The sequence below is a fragment of the Allohahella marinimesophila genome (assembly GCF_039538005.1).
GTDB classification, from domain to species: domain Bacteria; phylum Pseudomonadota; class Gammaproteobacteria; order Pseudomonadales; family Oleiphilaceae; genus Allohahella; species Allohahella marinimesophila.
This window is the reverse complement of record NZ_BAABBO010000009.1, coordinates 31,659-44,343: the sequence shown is the minus strand read 5'-3', so window position 1 is coordinate 44,343 and position 12,685 is coordinate 31,659. Positions and strand designations below refer to the sequence as shown.

Genomic DNA, 12,685 nt, shown 5'->3' with positions numbered 1-12,685 from the left:
CCTCCCAGTGTCCCTTTTGGTTGCACGGACGTCCCCTTGGTTCGTGCAGCCACTTTTAGCGTAGTCATCCCTCCCCAGAATTCGCCTCGGCCATCCAGCAGTGTGCGGATGATCAGGAAAGTTGTATCCTCCCTTGAAATGCCTGCCTGTCCGGCAATCCTCAACAGTATCAAGTGGAGCCACAATGCCTAGTCTCACCAGAACCCTGTCCGCCTTTCTCGTCACCTTGACCTTGCTGTTGGCCGGTTGCGCCACCTCCGGTGGTGACAGTGCCAACAAAAGCGGCAAGCCTGACCTGAGCCAGACCATGTACCTGCGTGGCATGTTCACCTGGTGGGATGCTGATGATGCTTACAGGCTCAAGCGTGTGGGTGAAGACCTGTACATGGCTGAAGCCAAGCTCGAAGCCGATGGCCAGCCTTATGAATTCAAGTTCGCGGATGCCTCATGGACCCCTGGCACCAACTGTGGCTATCTGAACCCCGAGGAGAAAGATGTCGAGCTGGGCAAGAAGCTGATGGCGAACTGTTCTTCGAAGTTCGAGAACTTCTTCTTCATCCCGGAGGACACAGCCACCTACGAGTTCTACTTCGACGACTCTGGCGAAACGCCAGTCATCTACGTTCAGAAAGCCGAGTCGTAACAAGCAGGCGGAGTGACCCCCTTGAAAGATATACAGGCGTCGCTGGACACCGATCTCGCGCTCTTTGGTGCCGGCGGCGACCTGTCGCTACGCAAGCTCATGCCGGCGCTGTATCAGCTGGATGCCCAGGGCCTGCTCACGCCGCAGACCCGTATCATCGCCATTGCTCGCGAGCCCTACACCACGGATAGCTTCATCGAAAAGGTCAGCGAAAAGCTGAAGATGGGTAGCGATGCGCCATCCGATGAGGTATTCGAGCGCTTTACTGCGCGCATCACTTATCTGCAGATGGACCTGGCTGACGCCGCGAACTATACGACGCTTAACCAGCAACTGAACGAGCGACCGACGAACCGGCTTGTCGCCTATTACGCCTTGCCGGCCTCGCTGTTCGAAATCGTATCGCAGCATCTCAAGACCAGCGGCTGTGCCGACGCCAATACACGCATCGTGGCAGAAAAGCCCATAGGCCATGATCTCGAGTCGTCCTCCGAGGTCAACGATGCCCTGGCCGCCTGCTTTGATGAAAGCCAGATCTATCGCATCGATCATTACCTCGGCAAGGACACCGTGCAGAACCTGATTGCACTGCGTTTTGCGAATTCGCTATTCGGTAATATCTGGGACGAACGCTCGGTGTCACATGTCGAAATCACCGTGGCAGAGGAAGTCGGCATCGAAGGGCGCTGGGGCTATTTCGACAAGGCTGGCCAGTTGCGGGACATGGTGCAGAACCACATGCTCCAGCTGCTGTGTCTGGTGGCGATGGATCCACCGGCCGATCTTTCGGCGCAGGCTATTCGTGATGAAAAGGTGCGTGTGCTCAAGGCACTCGGCGAAGTCGATATCAGTACGGATGTCGTTCGCGGCCAGTATGGGGCAGGGACCAGCGGCGGTCAGCAGGTGCCGGGTTATCTGCAGGAAGAGGGCGCCAACAAGACCAGCAGCACGGAAACCTTCGTCGCCATCAAGGCGCGGGTGAACAACTGGCGCTGGTCCGGTGTGCCGTTCTATCTGCGCACCGGCAAGCGTCTGCCTGAAAAACTCTCGCAGATTGTCGTTCATCTAAAACCGGCGCCACACTATATTTTCGATGCGGCACAGGCCCATCTGGCGGGGAACCGTCTGGTCATTCGCATTCAGCCTGATGAAGGCATTCAGTTGCAGGTCCTGCTGAAAGACCAGGGCCTGGAGAAGGATCGTCGCCTCCGGGAAGGCCCGCTTGATTTCAGCTTCCGTGAAGAACACGGTGCGGCTCGCATTCCTGATGCCTACGAGCGACTGTTATGGGAGGTGCTGCAGGGCAAGCAATCGCTCTTCGTCCGCCGCGATGAAATTGAGCACGCCTGGCGTTGGTGCGATCGTCTGAATGAAGCCTGGGCTGACGCGGATGAGCCACCGAAGAAATATGCCGCCGGTAGCTGGGGGCCCTCAGCCGCCGTCGCACTGATCAGCCGTGATGGCTTCAGCTGGCATGATATGGAGTAGTCGAAGGCATGAGTTCATACGCACTGGTTGGTGACATCGGCGGCACCAACGCCCGTTTTGCCTTGATTGATCAACAGTTCGACCAGGAGGCCGATGCGCCACTGGCCGGCTCGGATCTGCACGGCGTGGCCACCTTGCCCTGCGCTGATTACGACAATATTGATGAAGCCATTCGCAGCTATCTGAAAGACCATTCAATCGATGGCGTGGCCCAGGCCAGCCTGGCCTTCGCCTGTCCGGTCAACAAGCCAGACATCGTCATGACCAACAATCACTGGCGTTTCAACAAGCAGGCCATGCGTAAATCGCTGGGCTTCGAGCGCTTTGCCATCGTCAACGACTTCACCGCCATGGCACTCGGCGTGAGCGTGGTCCGACAGCTGGGCGGTGATCTGCTGCGGCAGGTCGGTAGTGTCGACGAAGCGGCTGTTTCGCAGTCAGCGCCGCAACTTGTGATTGGTCCTGGTACGGGGCTCGGCGTCTCCGCGCTTATCAAGGTCAACGATCAATGGCTGCCGCTCGCCACCGAAGGCGGTCACACCAGCTTCGCGCCGACCACAGATCACGAAGTGGCGATGCTGAAAATCCTGTTGAGAAAATACGGCAGGGTCTCCATTGAGCGCCTGGTCTCTGGCAGCGGATTGCTGAATATCTACGAATGCCATGCCGAGCTGGCCGGTGAGCCTGTGCGTTATCATTCGCCGGCGGACGTGACTGCCGCAGCGCTAGGCACAGATCGTACGCCCAACCCTCTGGCGCTCGCCGCACTCAATCATTTCTGCGAATTGCTCGGCCGTGTCGCCGGGGATGCCGTCCTCACGATTGGCGCATTCGGTGGCGTGTATATCTGCGGCGGCATCGTTCCACGCATCATCGATTTCTTCACTGCCAGCCAGTTCAGAGCAGCCTTCGAAGACAAGGGCCGCATGACACACCTGCTCAAAGCCACGCCGACTTATGTCGTCATGGACGGGCTCGCCGGCCTCCGAGGCGCCGCCGCGGCGCTGAGCAATCCGTTTATCCGAAGTGACAGTCAGGTCCAGCCCTGACTGTCACTTCGTACCAGCCTGTATCGGGCTGTTTCCGCGGCCCTTATACGGCGCAGGCCTTTTCGGGCGAAGGCGACGATGGAGCGGAGAGTTATGGACCAGGACTGGTGGCGAGGCGCTGTAATCTATCAGGTCTACCCACGGAGTTTTTTCGATAGCAACGGCGACGGCATCGGCGATCTGCCCGGCGTCACCCTGCAGCTTGATTACATCCGCTCCCTGAATGTCGATGCCATCTGGCTCTCGCCCTTCTTCACTTCTCCCATGAAAGACTTCGGCTACGACATTGCCGACTACCGTGATGTCGACCCGATATTCGGCACACTCGCGGACTTCGATACCTTGCTCGCCGCGGCCCATGAACGAGGCCTCAAGATCTTCATCGATCAGGTACTCAGCCACACGTCAGACCAGCACGCCTGGTTCAAGGAAAGCCGCCAGAGTCGAGAAAATCCGAAAGCCGACTGGTACGTGTGGGCGGACCCAAAGCCCGACGGTACGCCACCAAATAACTGGCTGTCAGTCTTCGGTGGCCCCGCCTGGACCTGGGACACTCGCCGTAAGCAGTACTACCTCCGCAATTTTCTCAGTAGCCAGCCGGATCTCAACTATCACAACCCAGCGGTCGTTAATCAGATTCTGGAAGAGGTAAAGTTCTGGTTGGAGAAGGGGGTGGACGGCTTCCGCTTCGACGCCATCAACTATTGCTTTCATGACAAGCAGCTCAGGGACAATCCACCCAACACCAGGATTGTCACTGGGTCCATCGGCGTGCGGCCAGATAATCCCTACGCCTGGCAGAAGCACGAACACTGCAAGAGCCAGCCTGAAAACCTGGAGTTCTTACAGCGCCTTCGTCAGCTGCTAGACAAATATCCCGGTACCGCCTCACTCGGCGAAATCGGCTGCGATGACTCGGTCACGCGTATGGCTGAATACACCTCGGGCGGTAACAAGCTCAACATGGCGTACTCGTTCGACTTGCTCACCGAGGCGAAAAGCGCCAGCTTCCTGCGCGAGACTGTCGAAAAAATTGAGGCAGCCATCGACGACGGCTGGCCTTGCTGGGCCATTGGCAATCACGATGTACCGCGGGTGGGTAGCCGATGGGCCGACTTGTTGCCGGTGGAAGCGCCTGGTGGGGAAATGCACACGCGACAAATACTGGCTTGGCTATTCATGCTCACCACGCTGCGTGGCAGCGCTTGTATTTACCAGGGTGAAGAGCTCGGTCTTACCGAAGCCGAACTCGACTTCGAAGACCTGGTCGACCCCTACGGTATTACCTTCTGGCCCGAGTACAAGGGCCGGGATGGCTGTCGTACGCCTATGCCTTGGGATAGTGCCGCGCCCAATGCCGGTTTTACCGCCGGTCCGCCCTGGCTGCCAATTCCGGAACAACACCGTCGAGTGGCGGTGTCTGAGCAGACAGAGCGTGCCTCATCCGTGCTCAATGGCTATCGGCAATGGTTACAAGCCAGACGAGGTTTTCCTGCGCTCCAGCGAGGCGCTATCCGCTTTCATGATGGTCCCCCCGATAGCCTGTTCTTCGAGCGTGAGCACGATGGCAGCCGTTTGTTTGTGGCCATCAACCTGAGCAGAGAGCCTATTCAGACGTCCTTTCCCCTTACAGTCGAGCCTGCCGAAGCGCTGCCAGCGTTCGTCACGGCGACCTATGATCGGGATAAAGTGATGCTGCCGCCTTACGGTGTCGGTTTGGCAAAAATAAGCGCATGATTCCAATGAAGACTCGCTACAGCACAACAATGTATTCAGGAGGCAGAGAGCAGTGACTACGTCATCTTCCAGCTCGGCCCAGGCGCCCTCTAAAGCGCTCGCCGAGATTACCGCACGCATCGCAGAGCGCAGTCGCCCGCACCGTCAGGCCTATCTGTCTCGCATGCGACATTCACGTGATACCTTCGAGCGGCGCGAGAAACTCTCCTGTGGCAATTTTGCGCACGGTATAGCCGCCTGCAGCACCGAAGAGAAGAACACGCTCGTCATGGCAAATGCCGCCAACGTCGGTATCGTCACGGCCTACAACGACATGCTCTCCGCACACCAGCCCTACGAGCATTATCCGGAGCTCGTCAGACAGGCGGCCCGCGGCATGGGCTGCACCGCCCAGGTCGCTGGCGGCGTGCCCGCCATGTGCGATGGCGTGACCCAGGGTCAGGCCGGTATGGATCTCTCGCTACTGAGCCGCGACCTCATCGCCATGACCGCAGCGATTGCGCTATCCCATAACATGTTCGACAGCGTCGTCTGTCTCGGCATCTGCGACAAGATCGTACCGGGGCTCTTCATCGGCTCACTGGCTTTTGGCTATCTGCCGACTGTCTTCATTCCTGCCGGCCCGATGCCGAGTGGCATATCCAATAACGAAAAAGGCCGCATCCGGCAGCTCTATGCCGAAGGTCGGGTAGGGCGCGAGGAACTGCTCAAGGCCGAGATGGGTTCTTACCATACGGCTGGCACCTGCACCTTCTACGGCACCGCCAATACCAACCAGATGATGATGGAATTCATGGGCCTGCAGCTACCCGGCGGTTCCTTCGTCAATCCGGGCACGCCGCTGCGTCGTGCGCTGACCATCTTCGGAGTAGAACAGGCCATCCGCAACTCCGACAAGGGCACGACCTATCGCCCGATGATGGATGTGGTCGGGGTCGACAGTATCGTCAACGCCATGGTCGGCCTGCTCGCAACCGGTGGATCCACCAACCACACCATTCACCTGGTAGCGATGGCCCAGGCGGCTGGCGTGCTGATCGACTGGCAGGATTTCTCCGATCTCAGCAAGATCATCCCACTGATGGCGCGTGTCTATCCAAACGGCGATGCCGATGTGAACCACTTCCATGCTGCGGGTGGTGTCGTATTCATGATCCGCGAACTGCTCGAGCATGGCCTGCTGCACGATGATGTCGACACCATGCTCGGGCGCGGCCTCTACGACAATTACACCAAAGAGCCTTTCCTAGAGAAAAACTCGGCTATTCGCTGGGAGCCAGGTTCTCGACAGTCCGGCGATAAGGATATTCTCAAAACCGTTGCCGACCCTTTTCAGAAGGAGGGAGGTCTGGAGCTGCTCAAAGGCAATCTGGGCAACAGCATCATCAAAGTCTCTGCCGTGGCCGACAAGCACCGCCATGTTTGTGCGCCAGCCAGGGTCTTCCACAGTCAACACGACGCGGTGGATGCCTACACCGCGGGACAGCTGAATCAGGATGTTGTGGTCGTGCTCAACTATCAGGGCCCGAAAGCCTGCGGTATGCCTGAGCTTCACAAGCTGACGCCGCCGCTATCCAGCTTGCAAAGCAAGGGCTTCGCAGTTGCCCTGGTGACCGACGGTCGCATGTCCGGCGCTTCCGGCAAGGTGCCAGCGGCTATCCATGTGTCGCCCGAGGCGCTTGATGGGGGCCCCATAAGCCTGGTCCGAGATGGTGATATGATTGAGGTTGATTCATTGAACGGCAGGCTTATCCTCGAGGTGAGTGACGCTGAGCTCGAAAAGCGCAGGGCCGACGTCGTTTTGCCCGATCTGAGCGCCAACGAGTGGGGCTTGGGCCGCGAACTCTTCGCGCCAATGCGCGCAGCCATGAGCAGGGCTGAATCCGGTGCCAGTTTCTTCACCCAGACCTGGACTGACCTGACCGAAAAGACCCAGGAGATGGATCATGAGTGAACTTTTCTCAGCCCAGTTCAAACCCACTGAGGCACTGTTCAATCGCTCACCCATCATCGCTGTCGTCAGCATCGATAAGGCCGAGAATGCCGTCGCCATCGCACGCGCGCTGGCCGAGGGTGGGGTCGATGTAATCGAAGTGACCCTCAGAACGCCCTCAGCCCTCAAGGCCATCGAACTCATTGCTCGGGATGTGCCGGATGTGGCAGTAGGGGCTGGCACGGTCTGCGAACGCTCACAACAGCAGCCAGTGCTGGACGCCGGTGCCCAGTTCGCCTTCAGCCCCGGCGCCACCCTGGAATTGCTGGAAGCTTATCAGGATTCGCCAATTCCCTTCGTACCAGGTGTCGCCTCTGCCACCGAAGTGCTGACCGCGAAGTCCTACGGCTACAGTCATATGAAATTGTTCCCTGCAGAAGTCGTTGGCGGACGGGCGCTGCTGAAGGCGCTCGGCGCCCCCATGCCGGACATCCGCTTCTGTCCCACCGGTGGCGTCCGAATGGAGACCGCCGCGGATTATCTCGAGCTGCCCAACGTTAGCTGCGTCGGTGGTTCCTGGCTCCTGCCCGCCGAGGTCCAAAGCAGCGGTAACTGGGCAGAAGTCACCAGGATTGCAAAAGCATCGCTGGAACTATTAAGGCGCGGCTAAATTGCAGACATAAAAAAGCCGCTATCCAGCGGCCCTTGTAAGACAGGCAGCCAATGGAATGGCTGCCGCTGCCCGAATGCAAGCTCCTCGACCGTTCTACTCGTCGATAAAGCTGCGCAGGTGATCCGAACGGCTCGGGTGACGCAGCTTGCGCAGCGCCTTGGCTTCGATCTGCCTGATCCGCTCTCTGGTGACATCGAACTGCTTGCCGACTTCTTCCAGCGTGTGGTCAGTGTTCATCTCGATACCGAAACGCATCCGCAATACCTTCGACTCACGGGCAGTCAGACCAGCCAGAACGCGGCGTGTCGCTTCACGCAGGCCCTCGCCAGTAGCCGAGTCAATTGGTGACTCTGCCTGTCCGTCCTCGATGAAGTCACCCAGATGCGAGTCTTCATCATCACCGATAGGCGTCTCCATGGAGATCGGCTCTTTCGCGATCTTCAGCACCTTGCGAACCTTGTCTTCCGGCATATCCATGCGGTAGGCCAGCTCTTCCGGCGTCGGCTCACGACCCATCTCCTGCAGCATCTGCCGTGAAATACGGTTCAGCTTGTTGATGGTTTCGATCATGTGCACCGGAATACGGATAGTGCGTGCCTGATCCGCAATCGAACGCGTGATCGCCTGTCTGATCCACCAGGTCGCATAGGTCGAGAACTTGTAACCTCGACGGTATTCGAACTTGTCGACAGCCTTCATCAAACCGATGTTGCCTTCCTGAATGAGATCAAGGAACTGCAAACCACGGTTGGTGTACTTTTTGGCAATCGAGATCACCAGGCGCAGGTTCGCCTCGACCATTTCTTTCTTGGCGCGACGTGCCTTGGCTTCACCGATGGATACCCGGCGGTGAATTTCCTTCACATAAGGAATGTCCATCTCCAGCTGATCGCGCACGAAGGCGATGCGGCGCTGGCGACGCACGATTTCGTCTTTCTTCTCGATAATTGCAGCGGCCCAGGCACTGTTGTTGCTCTTGAAGGAGTCAACCCAGGTCAGGTCCTGCTCATTGCTTGGGAAAGTCTTGATGAAATCAGACTTCGGCATACGGCATTCGCGAATACAGATGCGCATGATCTCGCGCTCGTTCTGACGAACGGCTTCATTCGAGATCCGTACACGATGTACCAGCGCGTCATACTGCTTCTGGGCGAGCTTGAGCCGGGTGAACTGCTCACTCAGCGTTTCCAGTGCCGCCTGCGTATTCTTGTGATCACGCCCGTGCTTCTCGATCATCTTCTGAGCAGTCGAATAGCTCGCTGCCAGCGCTTCGAAGTGCAGCCGGGCTACCTCGGGATCAGGGCCGCTCTCGACTTCCGTCTCGTCATCGGAGTCGTCATCGGAGTCGTCATCTGTGTCGTCAGCCTCTTCGGCCGCCGCATCTTTCTTGCCGCCGTCCTTCTTGCCCTTGCCGCCAGCTTTCACAGTGTCGTCAAGGTCGTCCTTGTCTGCGGCCGGGGCGGGTGTCTGGTTGTCGATGGTGTCGTCGAGAAAGCCGATGATGATCTCATTCAGACGCGGCCCTTCTTCTTCCTGGCTCGCAGCGTAAGCGCTCAAGACGCGCTCCATGGTGCCTGGGAAGTAGACGAGGGCGGCCATGACATCGCTGATGCCTTCCTCGATGCGCTTCGCAATGACGATTTCGCCTTCGCGGGTCAGCAGTTCTACAGTGCCCATTTCACGCATGTACATGCGGACGGGGTCGGTGGTGCGGCCTGCGTCGCTTTCGACCGAGGCCAGGGCTGCAGCAGCCTCTGCAGCGGCAGAGTCATCAGCAGCGTCGCCATCGCTCATCAGCAGCGATTCGGCATCGGGCGTCTCCTCGCAGACGAGAATGCCCATGTCGTTGATCATGCGGATGATGTCTTCAACCTGATCAGGATCGGCTATGTCTTCCGGCAGGTGGTCGTTGACCTCTGCATAAGTGAGATAGCCCTGCTCCTTGCCACGAGCGATCAGCTCTTTCAAACGAGACTTGCGGGTGTTTACCGACATATGAACCCTATTCAATTGGATGTACGCGGACTGCCGTCCACCGCGCCAGAGCAGAACCTAACAACACTTGAACAAACTGATCAAACCGATCAATATAAGGCTGTAAAACCTGTGCTTTGTTGCCAAGGTTGTCGTCAGGAGCGCTTCAGTCGCTGCAATTCGGACAGTCTTTTCTTGCTTACGTATACCCGTGTGTGTGTGCGAGCAAAAATTAGCCGGGCATTATACCGCCGACCGTGTCTGTACTCCAGTAACTTATTCTGTTACCAGTTTCTCTGCTCCTGATCCTTACGTTCCATCTATGCCTCAGGTTCAGGCACATCAAAGGCTTATTTCGATATCCCAGTTATGGGTCCGGCCTTTGATTAATTCAACCGCGAGGCGTCATAGTTCTGCAATAAGCCGCTTGTATTGAGCCTTGAGCTCGGCATCCGCCGGATCCAGCCGCATGGCCTGCTCAACTCTGAGCAGCGTGCTACGAGTATAGCTACGTTTCATTTGAGCAAGCGTATCCTGCAGCTGCTGTTCGAGCATGCTGCCTTCCGGCAGGCTTGAGCCGGTGTCCAGCGCGGGCAGGTCAAACAGGTAATGCAGTCGCTCCGCCAGGTCAGGGTTGCAGCCCAGCGCGTAGAGAAGGTCTGCCGTACTGCCGATTTCCATGTCTCTCAGCCATTGCGCGAAACCCAAAGCATCCCGTTCAGCTGCCTCTTCTACATCGAAGTCGGCCATGGTGCCGGCACGGGCCGCGCACGCAGGATCCTGCAGAAGACAAGACACCAGGGAGCGGGCCATTGGTGTTGCCCTGTTGGTCCGCGATCCCTCCATCAACTGGCTGAAACTCAGCGTGGGCGCCTGTGGGCGTCGCTTGAACCGATCGTAGCCACCTCCGCCATGGCCGCTATTGCCGCCGCCCCCGTTTCCTCTGCCTTTATAGGCGCTCTTACCGCCTGCGCCCTGATACCCATGTTGATCCCTCGTGGCTTTCCAGAGGTCCTCGCGCAGACTGTTATGCAGGGTCGGTGCGGTCTGACGGTTGATCAGATTCAGCATTTCGGTGCCGCGCTTGTACAACAGGCTCTTGCTCTCCGCGAGCGAAAGATCAAGATTCTGTCCTAGTACACGAAACAGGAAGAGCGAGAGCGGCAGGGCTTCGTCAAGGGCCTCAGCCATGGCTTCACCGCCGATCCGGCGTACATGGGTGTCAGGGTCTTCACCTTCGGGCAACAGCATGAAGGCCACCCGCTGGCCATCGTGCAGTAGGGGCAGGATCTTCTCCATGGCCTTCTTGGCGGCGCTGACGCCAGCGTTATCGCCATCGAAGCAGAACACGACCTCCTCCGACAGCGTCAGCAGGCGCTGCAGGCTGTCTTCGTTCGTGGCGGTGCCCATCGTTGCGACGGCGCCAGGGATACCGTGCTGCGTCAGGGCGATCACATCGAGATAGCCCTCCACCACGACGAGCCGCTCGACTTTGCCGAAATGCTGCTTGCTCTCCCACAGTCCGTATACGACCTGACTTTTCTTGAACAGCTCGGACTCGACGCTATTGATGTACTTGGCCTTATCGTCACCAAGCGTGCGGCCACCAAAGCCGATGGTTCGGCCTCGATGATCACGAATGGGAAATATCAGGCGGTTGCGGAACTGGTCGTAGGCAGCGTTGGTGTCGCCACGAAGCAGGCCGAGGCTGTGCAGAGCTGGCCGCAGCTTCTCTGTGGCACTGGCCTGAGCTAGCAGTTTGCCGGCTGAGGGCGCATAACCAATCCCATAGAGGGCCTGCATGCGCTGGTCGACACCGCGCTCCTGCAGGTAGTTCGTGGCGAGAGAGGCGCCACGCTGCAGTTCTGCCTGATAGAGTTCCGTCGCCAGGCTGGCTGCTGAATAACTGCTCTTGAGCTCATCATAGCGCTCACGATCCTGTTGTTCGCGGGGAACTTCCAGGCCGAGCCGTCCAGCCAGGTTTTCTACGGCCGAGACAAAATCGAGGTTGTCTATGCTGGTGAGAAAGCTGAGTGTATTGCCGTGGGCTTCGCAGCCATAGCAGTGGTAGTGAGGGAAGTCGCCAGTCTCATAGACGTGGAATGAGGGCGTTTTTTCATCATGGAAGGGGCAGCGTCCTGTCCAGGAGCCGCCAGCTTTCTTGAGATCCACCCGATCGCGAACAATGCCTACGAGGTCGGCACGCCGGTTTATTTCATCGATGAATGCGTCAGGTATTCGTCCAGCCATTGGCTTGAGGTTTCTCCAGACCAAACGAGCGCAAAAAAGGACAGCGCAAGGAGAAAGTCTATAGCAACGAGCGCAGGTGGACTAGGCGAGGGCGCCTTTGATTCGTTGGCTGACCTGACCCATATCTGCACGACCCTGAGCCTGACCTTTAACGATCGCGACCACTTTGCCCATATCTTTCATGGAGCTGGCGCCAGTCTGCTCGATAGCATCCTTGATGATGGCATCAAGCTCATCGTCTGACAGCTGCTCGGGCAGGAAATCAGCAATGACATCAAGTTCGAACTGCTCCCGCTCGACCAGATCGTCTCGTCCAGCCTTCTCGAACTGCGAGATGGAGTCGTAACGCTGCTTTTTCATCTTGTCGAGAATGACCAGCATGCGCTCGTCCTCGACTTCGATGCGCTCATCGACTTCGATGCGTTTGACATCGGCGAGGATCAGGCGGATGGCATTGAGCCTTTCCTGATCACGGGCGCGCATGGCGTCCTTCATTGCAGCCGTTAGTGACGCTTTGATAGACATCTTCAGTTCCGTATCGACTTGGACATCAGCGAAGGTGCTGACAGAAAGTACCGAGTGAAATTCAGCCCACAAGAAAACGAACAGCCATGGTAGTAGCTGTTGGAGCGGTTCTTCAGATTATCGGTCTGGCCTGAGGCCAGCAAATCTGCCGGCAGTGAGCCAGCGGATCAGCAATCAGTACAGGCGTTCGAAGCGACGCTGTTCGCGCTGAACTTTCTTGGCATGACGCTTGACAGCGGCGGCCAGCTTGCGCTTACGCTCTGCAGTAGGCTTTTCGTAGAATTCACGACGACGAACTTCAGACAGGACGCCAGCCTTTTCACAGGAGCGCTTGAATCGACGCAGGGCGATATCGAACGGCTCGTTTTCTTTCAATTTAACTGAAGGCATTTACACCACTCATGTTTCAATAT

The 12,685-nt window shown here is 57.8% G+C and carries 10 protein-coding genes; 6 read left to right on the top strand and 4 right to left on the bottom strand.

The window, feature by feature from the left end; all coding sequences use genetic code 11:
* Positions 1 to 184: 184 nt before the first annotated feature.
* From ABD735_RS08885 to eda, 6 genes are all read left to right on the top strand, one after another.
* Positions 185 to 643, top strand: a complete 459-nt coding sequence (locus tag ABD735_RS08885) for an early set domain-containing protein (RefSeq protein WP_344805479.1) — start codon at positions 185 to 187, stop codon at positions 641 to 643.
* Positions 644 to 664: 21 nt separating this feature from the next.
* Entirely contained in the window at positions 665 to 2,131 is a 1,467-nt protein-coding gene (zwf, locus tag ABD735_RS08880) for a glucose-6-phosphate dehydrogenase (protein ID WP_344805477.1), read from the top strand.
* Between the two features lie 8 nt (positions 2,132 to 2,139).
* Positions 2,140 to 3,180, top strand: a complete 1,041-nt coding sequence (gene glk, locus ABD735_RS08875; RefSeq protein ID WP_344805475.1) for a glucokinase — start codon at positions 2,140 to 2,142, stop codon at positions 3,178 to 3,180.
* 93 nt (positions 3,181 to 3,273) lie between these two features.
* Positions 3,274 to 4,917: an alpha-amylase family glycosyl hydrolase gene (locus ABD735_RS08870; protein ID WP_425548596.1), complete on the top strand. Its 1,644-nt coding sequence runs from the start codon at positions 3,274 to 3,276 to the stop codon at positions 4,915 to 4,917.
* Positions 4,918 to 4,969: 52 nt separating this feature from the next.
* On the top strand, positions 4,970 to 6,871 hold the full coding sequence (gene edd, locus ABD735_RS08865) for a phosphogluconate dehydratase (RefSeq protein WP_344805471.1): 1,902 nt from the start codon (positions 4,970 to 4,972) through the stop codon (positions 6,869 to 6,871).
* Positions 6,864 to 7,520, top strand: coding sequence for a bifunctional 4-hydroxy-2-oxoglutarate aldolase/2-dehydro-3-deoxy-phosphogluconate aldolase (eda, locus tag ABD735_RS08860; protein WP_344805469.1), 657 nt, complete (start codon positions 6,864 to 6,866; stop codon positions 7,518 to 7,520). The genes edd and eda overlap by 8 nt, the downstream gene beginning before the upstream one ends.
* 96 nt (positions 7,521 to 7,616) lie before the next feature.
* On the opposite strand, the gene rpoD is transcribed toward eda, so the two are convergent.
* The 4 genes from rpoD to rpsU form a co-directional block, all read right to left on the bottom strand.
* The gene (gene rpoD, locus ABD735_RS08855; RefSeq protein ID WP_344805467.1) at positions 7,617 to 9,518 is read right to left on the bottom strand and encodes an RNA polymerase sigma factor RpoD; all 1,902 of its coding nucleotides are present in this window, start codon (positions 9,516 to 9,518) and stop codon (positions 7,617 to 7,619) included.
* Positions 9,519 to 9,902: 384 nt separating this feature from the next.
* Positions 9,903 to 11,747: a DNA primase gene (gene dnaG / locus ABD735_RS08850; protein ID WP_344805465.1), complete on the bottom strand. Its 1,845-nt coding sequence runs from the start codon at positions 11,745 to 11,747 to the stop codon at positions 9,903 to 9,905.
* Between the two features lie 81 nt (positions 11,748 to 11,828).
* Complete coding sequence (locus tag ABD735_RS08845) at positions 11,829 to 12,272, bottom strand: GatB/YqeY domain-containing protein (RefSeq protein ID WP_344805463.1); 444 nt, start codon at positions 12,270 to 12,272, stop codon at positions 11,829 to 11,831.
* A gap of 174 nt (positions 12,273 to 12,446) precedes the next feature.
* Positions 12,447 to 12,662, bottom strand: a complete 216-nt coding sequence (gene rpsU / locus ABD735_RS08840; RefSeq protein ID WP_344805461.1) for a 30S ribosomal protein S21 — start codon at positions 12,660 to 12,662, stop codon at positions 12,447 to 12,449.
* Positions 12,663 to 12,685 lie beyond the last annotated feature (23 nt).

Excerpts from the sequence above, each read along its gene's own strand:
- eda (WP_344805469.1), top strand. The coding sequence starts at position 6,864 with ATGAGTGAACTTTTCTCAGCCCAGTTCAAACCCACTGAGGCACTGTTC.
- ABD735_RS08870 (WP_425548596.1), top strand. The coding sequence starts at position 3,274 with ATGGACCAGGACTGGTGGCGAGGCGCTGTAATCTATCAGGTCTACCCA.
- ABD735_RS08885 (WP_344805479.1), top strand. The coding sequence starts at position 185 with ATGCCTAGTCTCACCAGAACCCTGTCCGCCTTTCTCGTCACCTTGACC.
- dnaG (WP_344805465.1), bottom strand. The coding sequence starts at position 11,747 with ATGGCTGGACGAATACCTGACGCATTCATCGATGAAATAAACCGGCGT.
- glk (WP_344805475.1), top strand. The coding sequence starts at position 2,140 with ATGAGTTCATACGCACTGGTTGGTGACATCGGCGGCACCAACGCCCGT.
- rpoD (WP_344805467.1), bottom strand. The coding sequence starts at position 9,518 with ATGTCGGTAAACACCCGCAAGTCTCGTTTGAAAGAGCTGATCGCTCGT.
- ABD735_RS08845 (WP_344805463.1), bottom strand. The coding sequence starts at position 12,272 with ATGTCTATCAAAGCGTCACTAACGGCTGCAATGAAGGACGCCATGCGC.
- rpsU (WP_344805461.1), bottom strand. The coding sequence starts at position 12,662 with ATGCCTTCAGTTAAATTGAAAGAAAACGAGCCGTTCGATATCGCCCTG.